General features: G+C 61.7%; 15 protein-coding genes and 2 tRNA genes. 9 read left to right on the top strand and 8 right to left on the bottom strand.

The window, feature by feature from the left end; genetic code table 11:
- Positions 1 to 59: 59 nt before the first annotated feature.
- Positions 60 to 983, bottom strand: coding sequence for a chemotaxis protein CheV (locus tag QYS36_RS05495; RefSeq protein WP_308838543.1), 924 nt, complete (start codon positions 981 to 983; stop codon positions 60 to 62).
- 79 nt (positions 984 to 1,062) lie between these two features.
- On the opposite strand from QYS36_RS05495, the gene flgA reads away from it, so the two are divergent.
- From flgA to QYS36_RS05475, 4 genes are all read left to right on the top strand, one after another.
- The gene (gene flgA / locus QYS36_RS05490) at positions 1,063 to 1,821 is read left to right on the top strand and encodes a flagellar basal body P-ring formation chaperone FlgA (protein ID WP_308838542.1); all 759 of its coding nucleotides are present in this window, start codon (positions 1,063 to 1,065) and stop codon (positions 1,819 to 1,821) included.
- A 144-nt stretch (positions 1,822 to 1,965) separates the two neighbouring features.
- Positions 1,966 to 2,301, top strand: a complete 336-nt coding sequence (gene flgM / locus QYS36_RS05485) for a flagellar biosynthesis anti-sigma factor FlgM (RefSeq protein ID WP_308838541.1) — start codon at positions 1,966 to 1,968, stop codon at positions 2,299 to 2,301.
- Positions 2,302 to 2,403: 102 nt separating this feature from the next.
- A complete protein-coding gene (locus QYS36_RS05480; protein WP_308838540.1) occupies positions 2,404 to 2,871 on the top strand; it encodes a flagellar protein FlgN in 468 nt (155 codons plus the stop codon).
- A 22-nt stretch (positions 2,872 to 2,893) separates the two neighbouring features.
- On the top strand, positions 2,894 to 3,700 hold the full coding sequence (locus QYS36_RS05475; RefSeq protein WP_308838539.1) for a flagellar regulator YcgR PilZN domain-containing protein: 807 nt from the start codon (positions 2,894 to 2,896) through the stop codon (positions 3,698 to 3,700).
- Between the two features lie 3 nt (positions 3,701 to 3,703).
- On the opposite strand, the gene QYS36_RS05470 is transcribed toward QYS36_RS05475, so the two are convergent.
- From QYS36_RS05470 to QYS36_RS05455, 4 genes are all read right to left on the bottom strand, one after another.
- Positions 3,704 to 5,032 (bottom strand): MFS transporter, encoded by a 1,329-nt coding sequence (locus QYS36_RS05470; RefSeq protein ID WP_308838538.1) that lies wholly within the window; start codon positions 5,030 to 5,032, stop codon positions 3,704 to 3,706.
- A gap of 170 nt (positions 5,033 to 5,202) precedes the next feature.
- Positions 5,203 to 5,859: a DUF480 domain-containing protein gene (locus QYS36_RS05465; protein ID WP_308838537.1), complete on the bottom strand. Its 657-nt coding sequence runs from the start codon at positions 5,857 to 5,859 to the stop codon at positions 5,203 to 5,205.
- Positions 5,860 to 6,220: 361 nt separating this feature from the next.
- Positions 6,221 to 6,295: transfer RNA gene (locus QYS36_RS05460), tRNA-Arg, on the bottom strand.
- A 78-nt stretch (positions 6,296 to 6,373) separates the two neighbouring features.
- Entirely contained in the window at positions 6,374 to 9,841 is a 3,468-nt protein-coding gene (locus QYS36_RS05455; RefSeq protein WP_308838536.1) for an indolepyruvate ferredoxin oxidoreductase family protein, read from the bottom strand.
- 465 nt (positions 9,842 to 10,306) lie between these two features.
- On the opposite strand from QYS36_RS05455, the gene QYS36_RS05450 reads away from it, so the two are divergent.
- From QYS36_RS05450 to QYS36_RS05440, 3 genes are all read left to right on the top strand, one after another.
- Positions 10,307 to 10,774 carry an Lrp/AsnC family transcriptional regulator gene (locus QYS36_RS05450; protein WP_111463237.1) on the top strand — a complete coding sequence of 156 codons (468 nt, stop codon included), beginning with the start codon at positions 10,307 to 10,309 and terminating at the stop codon, positions 10,772 to 10,774.
- 178 nt (positions 10,775 to 10,952) lie between these two features.
- On the top strand, positions 10,953 to 11,189 hold the full coding sequence (locus QYS36_RS05445; protein ID WP_308838535.1) for a hypothetical protein: 237 nt from the start codon (positions 10,953 to 10,955) through the stop codon (positions 11,187 to 11,189).
- Positions 11,190 to 11,374: 185 nt separating this feature from the next.
- Complete coding sequence (locus QYS36_RS05440; protein ID WP_308838534.1) at positions 11,375 to 11,560, top strand: PA3371 family protein; 186 nt, start codon at positions 11,375 to 11,377, stop codon at positions 11,558 to 11,560.
- Positions 11,561 to 11,577: 17 nt separating this feature from the next.
- Here the strand turns inward: QYS36_RS05440 and phnN are convergent, their stop codons facing one another.
- Positions 11,578 to 12,153 carry a phosphonate metabolism protein/1,5-bisphosphokinase (PRPP-forming) PhnN gene (gene phnN / locus QYS36_RS05435; RefSeq protein WP_308838533.1) on the bottom strand — a complete coding sequence of 192 codons (576 nt, stop codon included), beginning with the start codon at positions 12,151 to 12,153 and terminating at the stop codon, positions 11,578 to 11,580.
- A gap of 433 nt (positions 12,154 to 12,586) precedes the next feature.
- Here phnN and QYS36_RS05430 point away from each other — a divergent pair, with 433 nt between their 5' ends.
- Positions 12,587 to 12,919 (top strand): Arc family DNA-binding protein, encoded by a 333-nt coding sequence (locus QYS36_RS05430; protein WP_308838532.1) that lies wholly within the window; start codon positions 12,587 to 12,589, stop codon positions 12,917 to 12,919.
- A 100-nt stretch (positions 12,920 to 13,019) separates the two neighbouring features.
- On the opposite strand, the gene mgtE is transcribed toward QYS36_RS05430, so the two are convergent.
- On the bottom strand, positions 13,020 to 14,468 hold the full coding sequence (mgtE, locus tag QYS36_RS05425; RefSeq protein WP_308838531.1) for a magnesium transporter: 1,449 nt from the start codon (positions 14,466 to 14,468) through the stop codon (positions 13,020 to 13,022).
- Between the two features lie 307 nt (positions 14,469 to 14,775).
- On the opposite strand from mgtE, the gene bamE reads away from it, so the two are divergent.
- Positions 14,776 to 15,273: an outer membrane protein assembly factor BamE gene (gene bamE / locus QYS36_RS05420; RefSeq protein WP_308838530.1), complete on the top strand. Its 498-nt coding sequence runs from the start codon at positions 14,776 to 14,778 to the stop codon at positions 15,271 to 15,273.
- A gap of 55 nt (positions 15,274 to 15,328) precedes the next feature.
- Here the strand turns inward: bamE and QYS36_RS05415 are convergent.
- Positions 15,329 to 15,405, bottom strand: a tRNA-Arg gene (locus QYS36_RS05415).
- Positions 15,406 to 15,450 lie beyond the last annotated feature (45 nt).

The following is a 15,450-nucleotide window of genomic DNA, read 5'->3' as shown; positions in this document are numbered from 1 at the left end:
CCATGAAACGCTCGCCGGTTTGGCTGACGCTAAACGCCAGCCCTGATAACGCTAAAACCTCAGCCAGCCTTGATGCGCTCCACCACGCGGGAAGCCAGGTCATCCGGGCGGAACTTCGCCAGGAAGTCGTCGGCCCCCACTTTCTTCACCATGGCCTGGTTGAATACGCCAGACAGTGAAGTATGCAGGAGAATGTGCAGCTTCTGCATGCGCGGATCGGATCGGATCGCCGCGGTCAGGGTATAGCCGTCCATTTCCGGCATCTCGATATCGGAAATGATCATCAGCAATTCCTGCTCCGGCGCCTTGCCCTCCTCGACCATCGTGCGCAGGAACTCCAGCGCCTGGCGTCCGTCGTTGAGCGCCGTGACCTCGACGCCAACGGTCTGCAGGCAGCGCATCACCTGCTTACGGGCGACCGAAGAATCATCGACGATCAGCACGTGCTGGCTGACGGCCTTGGTCTGCACTTCGTCATCGATCACACCTGCCGAAATCGCCTCGGAGGTAGGCGCCACCTCGGCGAGAATCTTCTCGACATCGATGATCTCGACCAGCTTGTCATCCAGCCGGGTAACCGCCGTCAGGTAGTGATCACGCCCGGTGCCCTTGGGTGGCGGGTGGATCTCTTCCCAGTTCATGTTGACGATGCGCTCCACCGAGCGCACCAGGAAACCCTGCACCTTGGTGTTGTATTCGGTAATGATCACGAAGCTGCCATTGAGGTCAGCCAGCGGCCGCTTGCCAGTGGCGATGGACAGATCCAGGATCGGAATCGTGCCGCCGCGAATATTGGCCACGCCGCGCACCACCGGGCTCGACTTGGGCATGATGGTGAGTTTCGGACACTGCAACACCTCCTTCACCTTGAAGACGTTGATCCCGTACAGCTGAGAGCCGTCGAGACGAAACAGCAGCAGTTCGAGGCGATTTTGCCCAACCAGCTGAGTTCGCTGGTTGACCGAATCCATCACACCGGCCATGTACGGGCTCCCAAGATTCCAGTAACACATCAGATTTGGTTAGCGTAGCAGGCGGCACGCGCCTTGCTTCGAACCAGACATGAATGCACAAATGACAATTATCCGACGCGCGAAAGCCAAGAGCCTTCGTTGCCTGGCAGTTTTACCTGCTTTGCTGGCGCTCGGCTATAGCACGCTGACAACTGCCTCCGTCACCCTGCCCGATCAGCTTATCGGCGAGACCCAGCGCTTTCTTGAGCAGGCAGTTGCAGACTATTTGCAGCGCAGCAGTATCCAGGCGCGCCACGAGGTGCAGATCAATCGCCTCGACCCGCGCCTGCGCCTGCCGCTGTGCGACAAGCCGCTGACGCCCACCCTGGAAACACCGGCCGAACCCGTTGGTCGGGTCACGGTGCGGGTGCGCTGTGATGGCACCTCCCCCTGGACCGTATTCGTTCCCGGCCAGGTGCGCCTGTACCGCGAGGTGGTCACCGTGGTACGCCCAGTCAAGCGTGAAGGGGTACTCGGCGAAGGCGACCTGACGCTCGCCGAGCGCGACGTCGGCCTGCTCAACCAGGGTTATCTGATCGACCTGGAGCAGGCGCTTGGCCGCAAGACCACCCGCCCGCTGCAGCCCGATCAGGTACTGTCACCCACCTTCATCCGCCAGGCGGAGGTCATCCGCCGTGGCGATCAGGTGGTGATCAGCGCACGCAGCGGCGGAATCAGCGTGCGCATGCCCGGCGAAGCGCTTTCCGATGGCACGGTGGGCAAGCAGATCAGCGTGCGCAACCAGCGTTCGCAACGGGTGGTGCGCGCGCGCGTGGTGGGCCCCGGGCAGGTGGAAGTATCGATGTGAGAACGGCTCGCGCAACGCACTGGCTGACGAGCGGACAAGGCTGCTTTAGACTGTGTCAGCGACGCGAATTTTTTTGCCTAAAGTTTTTCCAGGCACAGCCGACACACTAGGCAAGCGTCCACACACCGTCAGAGGTTTTGCATCATGGTCATCGACTTCAACCGACTCAACAGCTCCACGCCAGCCAGCACGACCCGTGCAGGCAGCACCCAGGGCGGCAAGAACGAAGCCATCGACAACAAGGCCGCCGGCAGCACCGCTGCGGCTCAGCCGACAGCTGCAGGCAGCAAGAGCGGCGAGTCCGTGCAGCTGAGCAGCGAAGCACAACAGTTGCAGAAAACCGTCGACAAGCTGCGTGACCAGCCTACCGTCGACAGTGATCGAGTGGCCAAGCTGAAACAGGCGGTCGCTGACGGCAGTTACCAGGTCGACAGCCAGCGCGTCGCCAGCAAGCTGCTCAACTTCGAATCCCAGCGCTAGTCTTCGGCTCGCTCTGGGGTGTTGGACGCCCGGAAACCAACCTGACGCCAGTCTGCTGCCATGTAGACGCGCCTGGAGGTTTCACCCCAGAGAGCCTGAATCATGAACATCACGCCCCTGCTCGACCTGTTCAACGAGGATATCGGCCACGCAGCGCAACTGCTTGAGTTGATCGACGCCGAATATGACGCCCTTGGCGAACATGACCTGAGCAAACTGCAGGACATTCTGGCCAGCAAACAACCGTTGCTGGCCACGCTCGAGCAACACGGCAGGAACCGCAGCCAAGCGCTGCTCAGCCTGCAATTGAGCCCTGATCGGGCAGGCCTGCAAGCGCTCGCCGAGCGCTCGGATAAGGGTGACGAGCTGCTCCAGCTCAGCGAGCGGTTGAGCGAATTGCTCGAACGCTGCCAGGAAGCCAACCTGCGCAATGGCCGAGTCATTCGCTCCAGCCAGAAGTCCACGGCCGGCATGCTCGGCATTCTGCGTGGCGCCGAAACGCCGTCCCTCTATGACAGCAGCGGCAGTACCGCTAAGATCGGCAACAAGCGCCCGCTCAGTCAGGCCTGACATAACGACAAGATGCGCGGTGATGCACACAGTGCTTCACCTAACGCTGCAGTACCTTGCCCCCGGAGATCACTGGACCGTGTCCAACCCCTTCGCTCAGGACAGTGGGCCGCAACCTCCCAAGGTGCTCAAGGCGCCCGTGGAGATCATTGCCAACCTCCGTATCCTGCAACAACACCATGACCCGCTGACCCTTACATTCCATGAGCGCAACCAGCGCTTCCAGAGCTACGTGATCGAGATTGATCGAGAGCGTAACCTGCTGGTTCTCGATGAGATGATTCCCAGCGATGGCGAACGCTATCTGCAAAATGGCGAAGCCTTCAGCGTCGAGTCGCAACATGACGGCGTACGCATCGCCTGGGATTGCCCGGCCGGCATGCGTAAAGGTGAGCACCAGGGAGAACGCTGCTACGTTGGCGCCATCCCTGGCGAGGTGCTTTACCACCAGCGCCGCAACGCCTTTCGTGCCCCCCTCAAGCAGTCGGAACAGGTCAAGGTGCAGCTCGGCGGAACACGCCTGCGCACGCCCCTCGACGGCCTGATGCTGGATATCTCGGCATCGGGCTGCAAGGCTCGCTTCGCCGGCGACGTCAGCAAGCAGCTGCAGCCCGGGCAGATCTACGAGACGTTCTGTGCACAACTGCCGGTCGGCAAGCTGGAAACGGCCATCGAACTGCGCCACGTGCGTTACGACGACAAGCTCGACGTCACCTTTGCCGGCCTGCATTTCGACAACCTCAGCGGCCTGCAGCAACGGCTGATCGAACGCTTCGTTTACCAGCTGCAACGCGAGGCACGGCGCTTCGAGAGCGATACCTTTCTCTAGGAATCAAGCCTGAGGAGCTGCTGCTGGCGGCTCCGATGCGCTCTCTTCGCCCTCGGCATGCTCGGTTGCCACGGGCTCCTGCATCTGCTCCTGCACGTCCAGCTCGTCGACGCGTGGGTCCAGCGCAGCAATCAATGGCGAGGCCGTCATGTTCACCGGCATGGCCACGTGGTGCAGCGGCGCATCGTCGACCTGGTGCAGGTGGGTAACGATGTTCGAACGCACCCGCCAGACCAGGAACAGCCCGCAGACGCAGAAGAAGGCATACAGCATGTTGGCGCCGAAAAAGCGCATCAGCACGCCAACCAGCAACGGCCCGATACAGGCACCGACGCCGAAGGTCACCAGCAGCATGGCGGTCAGCGACACGCGCCGATCGGTCTCGACGTGGTCGTTGGCGAACGCCACGGCCAGCGGATAGAGGCTGAACTGCAGCATGCTGACGGTGAAACCCACCGAAATCAGCAACAACAAGGGAGCCTCGGACAATAGGGCCAGTGGTGCGGCGACCACCACCATGATCCCTGCCATACCGCGGATCAGCTTGACCCTGTCGAAGCGATCGGACAGCCAGCCAAGCGGTGCCTGAACGATCAGGCCGGCGAGAATGCAGCACCCCATGAAGATACCGACCTGCTCGGTCGCCAGCCCCATCTCGGCCGCGTAGAGCGGCGCCAGGCCATAGAAGGAGCCAATCATAAGGCCCGCCACACCGATGGTGGTCAGCGACAGCGGCACTCGCTTGAAGAAGAAGCGCATCTCCAAAGGTGCCGGGTGCAAGGCCGCAGGGTGCAGGCGTCGGGTCAGCGCCACCGGAACCAGACACAGGGCGAACGCCAACGCCACCAGCATCAGCAGCTCCAGCCCCAGGGTCGGATGCACCACCAGGACCAGCTGGCCGAGCACCAGACCCAGATAGGACGCCGCCATGTAACCGGCGAACACCAGGCCACGCTGCTTGGTTTCCGCCTGCTCGTTGAGCCAGCTCTCGATCACCATGTACTGGCACATCATGCCCAGGCCGACCAGTACCCGCAGTACCAGCCACGCGGGCAACCAGTCGAGCAGGCCATGGCCAAGCACTGCCGCCGTCACCACGCCGGCACAGGCGACGTAGGCGCGAATATGACCGACCCGGGCGATCAACCGGTGGCCGATCTTGCCGCCCAGCACCAGGCCGAAATAATTGGCCGCCATCAGCGCACCGGCCCATACCCCTTCACCGGATTCGGCCAGGCGCAACGCCAGATAGGTGCTCAACAGGCCGGAGCCCAGCAACATCAGGACGGTGGCGATATAGAGGGAACTGAAGGATTTCCAGATCAGGCGCATTGGGCTGCAACAACTCCTTGTACCCGCTTTGAGAGCAGGCCTATGTTCGACGGGCGCGCTGGCAAGCCGCCCAGCATCCAGGGCTACCAAGCTGCCGCTGTGCCATATGGATGGTGCCCGCCGGGCACAGTTCACTCATTTCAAGCACCGTGCGAGCAATTGGCCACGGCTCAGTCGGCAGCCTTGCTTTCCAGCATCGCCAGGCGCGCCTCCAGGGCACTGATACGCGCTTCGAGGCCCTCAAGGCGCTCCGTCGAGCCAGCACTCGACGGCTCCTGGCGCTGCGCCCGTTCCTGCAGTTGCGCCTGCAGTTGCTCGGGATCACCGAGCAGCTGGGCATAACGATCCTCACGCTGCCCCGCCTGACGACTGACCAGGGCCACCAGCTGTCGACCGATCATTCGCTCGAGGTTGTGCTGCACCTGCTGGGTGTCGTCGAAATCATACTGGCGGCTGCTGCGCGTCAACAGCTCACCGGTGGTCTGCGGCCCCCGTAGCAGCAACAGACCGAGCAAGGTCACCTGCGGCGCCACCAGTTCGAGCGCCTTGTCGATCCGATGCTCCCAGCGATCGGCACGGCTGCCCATGACCAGGCGCACGAAACCGCGCTCCTCCAGGTTCCGCAGCCCCTGGCCTACTGCACCCTGGGTAAGGTTCATCAGCGGGTCACGGCTGGTTTTCTGGTTACAGGCGAGCACCAGCGCATTCAGGGTCAGCGGGTACGCTTCAGGGGTGGTGGCCTGCTTTTCGATCAGGCAGCCCAGGATGCGCGCTTCAGCGGCAGTCAACGGTTCGGGGCGGGAAGTGTCGTCGCTGTCTTCGCTCATGTCGTTCACCAGGCTGGGGATTGCCCTAGCGTAGCCTGAGTGCGGTGAAGTTGACATGCACGAAGCGGATTTAGTGCGCATGCAAGTCGCTGATTTTCAATACACAAAAAATCAACGGCAAGGAAAAGAATAAATGAGAACTATTTTTATTGACTATCAATCGAGAATGAGTATTATCTACATCACCAGCCGCGAGGCTGGTTGATAATCTGAATGCTTCCTGGTCGGTTGCTTCCAGTTTATCTCCTCATCAGGCTAATCACGGTTATTGACCCGGCTTTTTGCCGGGTCTTTTTTTGCTTTTTTTCAGGCTAACGCAAACTGGCGACACGACCGCCATTGAGGTCGGGCATGCGGATCATGGCGTCCCCTGCTGGAATCGAACCAGCATCTAGCCCTTAGGAGGGGCTTATTCTATCCGTTGAACTAAGGAGACCCGATCGATCCGGCGCCCTTAGGGCGCCGGCCGGCATGTTACCCAGCGCAGCCGGATTTGTCATGTCAGTGCAGTAACTCAGGCGGCGGGCTCGAACAGCTTCACGACCACTGCCTTGCCGCTCGCGAGCCTCGCCTGCAACTGTTGCTCCTGCGTGCGCATGCGCTGCACCGCCTTCTCCTTCACGTGGCCATAGCCACGGATCTGCTCCGGAAGCTCGGCGATGGCCAGCGCGGTTTCATAATTGCTGGCATCCAGCGCCTCCAGCAACTGACCGATGCTGCGCTCGTAGTTGCCGATCAACGCCTGCTCCAGCTTGCGCTCCTCGCTATGCCCGAACGGATCCAGCCAGGTGCCTCGCAGTACGCGCAACTTGGCCAGTACCTTGAAGGCACTGAGCATCCAGGGGCCGAAGCTGCGTTTGCGGGGTTCTCCCGTGACCGGATCGGTGCGACTCAGCCAGGACGGTGCCAGGTGGAACTGCAGGCGGAAATCACCCTGGAACTGCGCATGCAGTGCCTCGCTGAATGCCGCATCGCTGTACAGGCGCGCCACCTCGTACTCGTCCTTGTAGGCCAGAAGCTTGAAGTAATAGCGCGCCACCGCCTCGCTCAGACGCTGCTGCGGATCATTGTCGCGGGCGCGGACGCGCCCGACCAACTGCCGATAGCGCTCGGCATAGCGGGCGTTCTGGTAAGCCGTCAGACGCACCACGCGATCTTCGATGATCGCATCGAGCGTGCTGCAACGCTTGCTCTCGGCCCCCTGCGGGCGCACCAGGCGCTCGATGGCGGCAGCGTCATAGGCGGCACGGCGGCCCCACAGAAAGGCCTGCTGGTTGAACTCGACCGCCACGTTGTTCAGCTCGATGGCCTTGTCGATGGCCTGTGCACTGAGGGGCACCAGGCCCTTCTGATAGGCGTAGCCGAGCATGAACAGGTTGGTGGCGATACTGTCGCCAAGCAAACGGGTTGCCAGGTTGGTGGCATCGACGAACCAGGTCTTCTCCGCCCCGACGGCGTCGATCAGTGCCTGGCGCATGGCCGGCCCGGGCACCTGGGCGTCAGGGTTACGGGTGAATTCCGCGGTGGCGGCTTCGTGCTCATTGATCACCGCGTGGGAGACCTTCTCGTTGAGCTTGGCCAAGGCGTCTTCACCGGCGGCCACCACCAGGTCACAGCCGATCAGCAGGTCGGCCTCCCCGGCCGCTATACGCACGGCGTAGATATCCGCCTGCCGGGCGGCGATGCGCACATGGGTGTTCACCGGACCGAACTTCTGCGCCAGGCCGGCCTGGTCGAGCACGGTGCAGCCTTTGCTTTCCAGGTGCGCGGCCATGCCCAGCAGCGCACCCACGGTGGTCACGCCGCTGCCGCCGACACCGGGCAGCAGGATGTTCCAGGGCCGCTCCAGGGACGGCTGCCGCGGCTCCGGCAAGGCCACGAACAGCGCCCCGGCGCCGAGCGCCTGGGGCTGGCGCAGCTGGCCGCCGTGCACGGTGACGAAGCTCGGGCAGAAACCATCCAGGCAGCTGAAATCCTTGTTGCAGGCGTTCTGGTCGATTTCCCGCTTGCGCCCCAATTCGGTTTCCAGCGGCAGCACCGACAGGCAGTTGGACTTCACGCTGCAGTCGCCGCAGCCTTCGCACACCGCGGCATTGATGAATGCGCGGCGCGCAGGATCGACCAGCTTGCCACGCTTGCGACGGCGACGTTTCTCGGTCGCGCAGGTCTGGTCGTAGATGATCACCGACACGCCCTTGAACTCGCGCAGCTCGCGCTGCACGGCGTCGAGCTCGCGGCGATGATGAAAGCTGGTGATCGGCGCGAAGGTCGAGCGACTCGGGTACTTGTCCGGCTCGTCGCTGACCACCGCAATGCGCTTGACCCCCTCGGCGAACACCTGCTGGCTGAGCTGGTCGACACGCAGCTCGCCATCCACGGGCTGCCCGCCGGTCATGGCCACCGCATCGTTGTAGAGAATCTTGTAGGTGATGTTCACCCCCGCCGCGACGGCGGCGCGCAGCGCCAGGTGCCCGGAATGGAAGTAGGTGCCATCGCCGAGGTTCTGGAACACGTGGGGGGTATCGGTGAACGGTGCCTGGCCGATCCAGGTCACCCCTTCGCCGCCCATCTGGGTGAAGGTTTCGGTGCTGCGGTCCATCCACTGGGTCATGTAGTGGCAACCGATGCCACCCATCGCGCGACTGCCTTCGGGCACCTTGGTGGAGCTGTTGTGCGGGCAGCCGGAACAGAAATGCGGCGTGCGCACGGTGTTGTAACTGCGCGCCGCCAGGGCCTTTTCCTTGGCCTCGAGAAAGCCCAGGCGCGCTTCGATCGCGGCGCTGGTGTAGATCGGCGCCAGGCGCCGGGCAATGACCCGGGCGATCATCGCCGGGGTCAGCTCACCGAGGTTGGGCAGCAGGGACTGGCCCTGCTCGTCGAACTCACCGACCACCCTGGGCCGCTTGCCCACCGGCCAGTTATAGAGCTGCCCGGTCAGCTGATCCTCGATGATGCTGCGTTTTTCCTCGACGACGAGAATCTCGTCCAGGCCCTCGGCAAAGCCGTGCACCGACACCGGCTCCAGCGGCCAGCTCATGCCGACCTTCAATACCCGCAGGCCAATCTGCGCGCAGAGCGCCTCGTCCAGTCCCAGGTCGTCGAGCGCCTGGCGTACGTCCAGGTAGGACTTGCCGGTGGTGATGATCCCCAGCCGCGGGTTGGGCGAATCGAGCATCACCTTGTTCAGGCCATTGGCACGGGCAAAGGCCCGGGCCGCGTAGATCTTGTAGACGTTGAGACGCTTTTCCTGCGCCAGGGGCGGATCGGGCCAGCGAATGTGCACGCCGTCTTCGGGCAGCTCGAAGTCATCTGGCAGAGTGACCTGAATACGTTGCGGGTCGACATCCACCACCGCCGAAGAGTCGACGTTTTCGGCGATGGTTTTCAGCGCCACCCAGCAGCCGCTGTAGCGCGACAGTTCCCAGCCGATGATGCCGTAATCGAGAATTTCCTGAACGTTGGCCGGGTTGAGCACCGGCATCGAGGCGGCGATAAAGGCGTGCTCGCTCTGGTGTGCGATGGTCGAGGACTTGCAGCCATGGTCGTCACCGGCCAACACCAGCACGCCACCATGGGGCGATACGCCAGCGGAGTTGCCGTGTTTGAACACGTCGCCGCTGCGGTCCACACCTGGGCCCTTGCCGTACCACATGGCGAATACGCCGTCGTAGCGAGCGCCGGGAAACAGATTGGTCTGCTGGCTGCCCCACACCGCCGTGGCCCCGAGCTCCTCGTTGACCCCCGGCTGGAAATGAATGGCGTTCTGCTGCAGAAACTCGCGGGCCTCCCACAGGCTCTTGTCCAGCCCACCCAGGGGTGAGCCGCGATAGCCGGAGATGAAACAGGCGGTGTTCAATCCGGCGGCCGCGTCCCGCTGCTTCTGCAGCATGGGCAGACGCGTGAGCGCCTGGGTGCCGGTGAGGTACAAATGACCCGTCGCGAGACGGTATTTGTCGTCCAGACGGATTTCGGCCAGAGACATAAGACGGCGCTCCTGTTGTTTTTATAGCGACCTGTCAGGTGACACGGTTAATCACCTGCCCGCATCCATTAGGGTCTGTTGACGTTTCAACGCGAGCCGCGTTGCCGCGAGAAATCTCGCCAGGCTAGGCGGAGGACGCAGGCAATGGTTGTTCCCTTGCCAAGTCCTCCAACAACGCATGGCGAGATTTCTCGCGCAACCCGAAGGGCCGGGCCCGTTTTTGCGCGATGCGGCGTTACTCGATGGCTCATTTGGCCCACCAAACTTCGCATCTCGTGCCTTGCCTCGCGCAAAAACGGGCTCCGGCGCGGCCGTGCGTGAAACGTCAACAGACCCTAGTATCACTGTGTGGATGGCTGTCTTAAGCATAGACCGGAGCAGGATGATTTTTTCTTTCCCATTTATGCCGTCAATGCCAATACTGCACATGAACGTTTCGAAAATAAGCAAAAATAGGAAACGAACATGCATGACTCCCTGAGCGTCATCGACCGCCGCATCCTTCGCCTGATGCAACGCAACGCCGATCTCAGTGCGGCGGAAATCGCCAAGAAGGTCGAGCTCTCCCAGTCGCCGTGCTGGCGCCGGATCAATCGCCTGCAGGAAGAGGGCTTCATCGAGCGCAAGGTGGCGCTGCTCAGCCACAAGCGTCTCGGCTTCACCATCACGGTATTCGTCAGCATCAAACTGTCGGCCCACGGGCGCAGCAACCTCGATGAATTCGAGCGCGCGATTGCCGGGTACCCTCAGGTCATCGAGTGCTACACCATGGCCGGCAGCTCGGACTACCTGCTCAAGGTGATAGCGCGGGATATCGCCAGTTACGAGCGGTTTCTGCGCGACCAGCTACTGCAACGACCCCACGTTCAAGAGGCCCATTCAGGCATCGCGATGAGCGAAGTCAAGCGCACCACTGAACTGCCTCTGGATTGAGCTGTCCGGCCCATCTTGCATTTTGCAATGCGGCAATTCGGCCACCTTGCAAGATGCACGGAGACAGCCACCCCAAACAATTACAAGATATTGATTTTAAAGGATATTTTTTAATTAAATTCCTGGCACGGGAACTGCTATTTCACTTGCATAGAATTCGAATGCGAGAACCCACCCCATGAACAGCCTCATCGCCCTGGCCACCGCCATCGCCCTGACCTTGCTTGCAGGGGCCGCATTCGCCAACTTCCAGAACAATCAGCAACAGGCAACCGCCATGCAGCTGGTGCAGCAGATGCGCGCCACCCCGGTGCAATTCGAGCACGCCACCACGGTCGAGCCCGGCCAGTTCGCGGCCAAGCCGCTGACCACCGGTGAATGGCAGCCTCGTCCACAACAGCGCTTCACGTTCTGAGCACTGATCATGTGGAGCGTATTCTTCCCTGGTTTCGTCCTGCTACTGGCCACCATTACCTGTGCTGCCATCTGGCTGATCGATGGGCTCGCGGATGGCGTCCCACCGCACAACTCGAACGATGAGCACAATGGCCCCCACGATCCCTTTTTCTAGATGGCAACCCTGCCGCGCGAGGAGAGCACATGATGTCTAAACCCGCTGTAGCGTTTCTGCTGATCGCGTTTCTATCCGCCGGATTGCTGGCCGTACCCGATCAAGCTCAATGGCTCATGGCCGCCGCCAAGATCACCCTGGCGGTGAGCGGCGTGGCACTGGCAGTGGCCTTGCTGATTGGCAAGCGCGTCAAGTTCGACCCTGTGCTGCGCTGAAAAGCGCACCATCCGGCTTATCCCTCAGCGGTCGGGTGGCTTTCGATGATCTCCAGCAGCCGCCTCACCGTGACCTCGAGGCTTGCCGAATTATCAACCCGAACGATGCCCGGATCCTCACGTAGCGAGCGGTCATCGGTGAACGCAGCGCTACGCGCCAACCGCGCCTCGATCTGATCGGCGCTCTCACGGGCGCGCGCATTGAGCCTGGCCCTGAGGATGGCGGGTTCGACCTCCAGCAGGACTGGTAGCAGGGTCCAATAGCGCTTGCGCGCTTGCTCCAGGTAGCCCCGTGATCCATTGACCACCACCTGATAACCCTCCAGCAGCCAGGTATCGATTTCCCTGGGAATGCCATAGGCCAAGCCATTGGCACGCCACACCATGGCGAATGCTCCAGCCGATTCCAGGTCGTCGAAGGCCTGCGCTGAAACGGCAAGCGCTTCTTCGCCCGCCGCCTCGGCCGACCGTGTGATGACGCGGCGCGCAATCCGGCAGCGGCGCCCATGCAGATGCTGCTGCAAACCTTGAAGCACACTGTCCTTGCCGGCACCGGAAGGTCCCATCAGGTAGACCAGCCTGCCCTCGTTCATGCGCACACCTCATCTCGAGCGAAAATTCACCTGCATCGAACCGCCTGCATCGCCGCTGGCGATGATCGACACGGCGCCATCGATGATACCCAGTTCGCCGGCACAAGAGCTGACAGCGCACTCACCTGCATAAAAACGAATTTTTTATCTCGATAACGCGCGAAATTTGCCAAGTGCGGCCCACTGCCATCCACAAGAAATGCGACGCTGCGCGCAATCGGAATCAATTTCGATAAGTTGTGCTGGCAATAAGCCGGTACACAGGCCAGAATACGACACGTAATTGGCGTCAAATATCCGATGTAAAGATGTACGATCACCAGACAAAATGCCGACGTCGTTGAACGGCAGGCGCGAAAGATGGTCAGAACCCAGACCTTCCGTAGCTATATGCCATTACAGCTTCGTTTCCCTGAACTAATTTGGTTGATGTATGCGCCCTATGAAACAGGCTATCTACTCCAGCCGCACGGCTGACAAATTCGTCGTTCGGTTGCCCGACGGCATGCGCGAACGCATCGCTGATGTGGCTCGCCAACACCATCGCAGCATGAACTCCGAAATCATCGCTCGCCTGGAGCAGAGCATGCTTCAGGAAGGTGCCCTGGATGATGATGAGCTCGGCGTCCGCCTCGACAGCCCCGAACTGTCGCTGCACGAGCGAGAGCTGCTGCAGCGTTTTCGACAGCTGTCGCGCCGCCAGCAGAACGCCCTCGTCGCCCTGATCGCGCACGACGCCGAGATGGCCGCCGGCAACGACGACTAGCTCGGCACCGGCACCACTCGGGGAACGCCCCTGACGCCACTTGCGGGCGATGAAAAAAACCGGCTCAAGGCCGGTTTTTTTGTTGGCAGCCAACAGACCCCTAGAGCAGAAACAGCGACGCCAGGCCCAGGAAAATAAAGAAGCCGCCACTGTCGGTCACCGCAGTGATCATCACACTGGCGCCCATCGCCGGGTCACGCCCCATGCGCATCAGGGTCATGGGAATCAGCACGCCCATCAAGGCGGCAAGCAACAGGTTGAGGGTCATCGCCGCAGTCATCACCACTCCCAGCGACCAGCTGTCATACAGGCCGTAGGCCACGACCCCGATCACCCCACCCCAGACCAGACCGTTGATCAATGCCACGCCCAGCTCCTTGCGGATCAGCCGTGAGGTATTGCCATTGCCGGTACTGACCTGATCGAGCGCCATGGCACGCACGATCATGGTGATGGTCTGGTTGCCGGAGTTGCCACCGATACCGGCCACGATAGGCATCAGCGCGGCCAGGGCCACCAGCTTCTCGATGGAACCCTCGAACAGACCAATGACCCGCGAGGCCATGAACGCCGTGACCAGATTGACGGCCAGCCAGGCCCAACGGTTGCGCACCGACTTCCAGACCGAGGCGAAGATATCTTCTTCTTCGCGCAGACCCGCCATATTGAGGACTTCGCTTTCGCTTTCCTCACGAATCAGGTCGACCATCTCATCGATGGTCAGACGACCGATGAGCTTGCCGTTCTTGTCCACCACTGGCGCCGAGATCAAGTCGTAACGCTCGAAGGCCTGGGCAGCGTCGTAGGCATCCTCGTCAGGGTGGAAGCTCACCGGGTCATTGGCCATGACCTCGGCGACCTGCTTCTCCGGGTCATTGACCAGCAGACGCTTGATCGACAGTACCCCTTTTAGCACACCGTCGTAATCGACCACGAACAGCTTGTCGGTATGCCCTGGCAGCTCCTTGAGGCGACGCAGATAGCGCAGCACCACTTCGAGGCTCACGTCCTCGCGGATGGTGACCATCTCGAAGTCCATCAGCGCACCGACCTGCTCCTCCTCGTAGGAGAGCGCCGAGCGCACCCGCTCACGCTGCTGCGCATCGAGGGTTTCCATGAGCTCGTGCACGACATCGCGCGGCAGCTCCGAGGCCAGGTCGGCGAGTTCGTCGGCATCCATCTCCTTGGCAGCCGCGAGGATCTCGTGATCCTCCATGTCGGCCAGCAGGGTTTCACGGACGGCATCGGATACTTCGAGGAGGATATCGCCGTCGCGGTCGGCTTTGACCAGCTGCCAGATGGCCAGACGATCTTCCAGCGGCAGGGCTTCGAGGATGTAGGCAACGTCGGCAGAGTGCAGCTCGTCGAGCTTGCGCTGCAGCTCGGCGAGATTCTGCCGGTGCACCAGACCCTCGACGCGGTCGTGGTGCGGGCCGTCCTGGCGATGGGTCAGGTCTTCGACCAGCCGATGCCGCTGCAACAGTTCGACGACCTGAGCGAGTCGATCCTGCAGGCTTTCTTGCGGCTTCTTGGCTTCTACTTCGGTCATGGCACACTCCGCCCCCAGCGGCGGCGCGCGCCAGCGAGGGTCAATCAGTCAATACGTGATTGCACACTTGGAATTCTGAGTTACTACTGGGTAAGTCCATGGAAGGGATCCACAAGCCCCGGCGGGGCTGACGGCGCGAATAATAGCATGCCAATCGACCACGTAAGTGACAAAGGCATGGCAAGACAAGCGCTTGCAGCATTTTCCTGAGATGCTTTTGCGAGTCCGATTGCTGCGACGCTGCCACACCTGGCAGCTGCGAAGACATCCGCTAAGCTTGTCCGCACAGGCCAAGGAGGACGCCACCATGCACTGGATGCACGGCGCAGCTATCTGCGCCATCTTGCTCTGCCCTACCCCCTCACCCGCCTCGAGCGTGTTTCGTTGCGAGGACAGCGACGGCCATGTTTCCTTCACCCGCCATGGCTGCAGCGAAAATCAGCAACAGCGCGAGCAGCGTGCCCATAATCCAAGACCCGGAAGCGGCGCAGCCGTTCCGCTGGCAACACCGCGAAGCGACGATGGCGCCCCCAGGATCAGCAGCAGCGACAACAGCCTGACCGTGGTTGGCGGCCGGCAGGACGGCTGCGACAACGCCGTTACCGGCAACGCCAGGCGCGAGGCGATCATCAGAAAGCAGGTGCGCGCCGGCATGACACGCAGCGACGTGGAAAGTGCCCTGGGCAAGCCCGAACGCATCAGCACGCGTAACGGCCAGACCACCTACCACTACGCCAGCAGGCACAACAACGAGCGGCGCACCGTCACCTTCGACCAGAACGACTGCGTGACCGGTAAACGCTAGGGGAGGAACGCCAGGCAAAGAAAAAGGGCCTGCATCGCTGCAGGCCCTTTTGATATGGCGGACTCAGGAGGATTCGAACCTCCGACCGCTCGGTTCGTAGCCGAGTACTCTATCCAGCTGAGCTATGAGTCCGTTTGGCGCTTTTAGACCAGATCACCGCTGGTTGAAACAACATGG

The organism is Pseudomonas sp. G34, from assembly GCF_031119625.1.
Classification (GTDB): domain Bacteria; phylum Pseudomonadota; class Gammaproteobacteria; order Pseudomonadales; family Pseudomonadaceae; genus Aquipseudomonas.
This window is presented reverse-complemented; position numbering and strand designations above follow the sequence as displayed.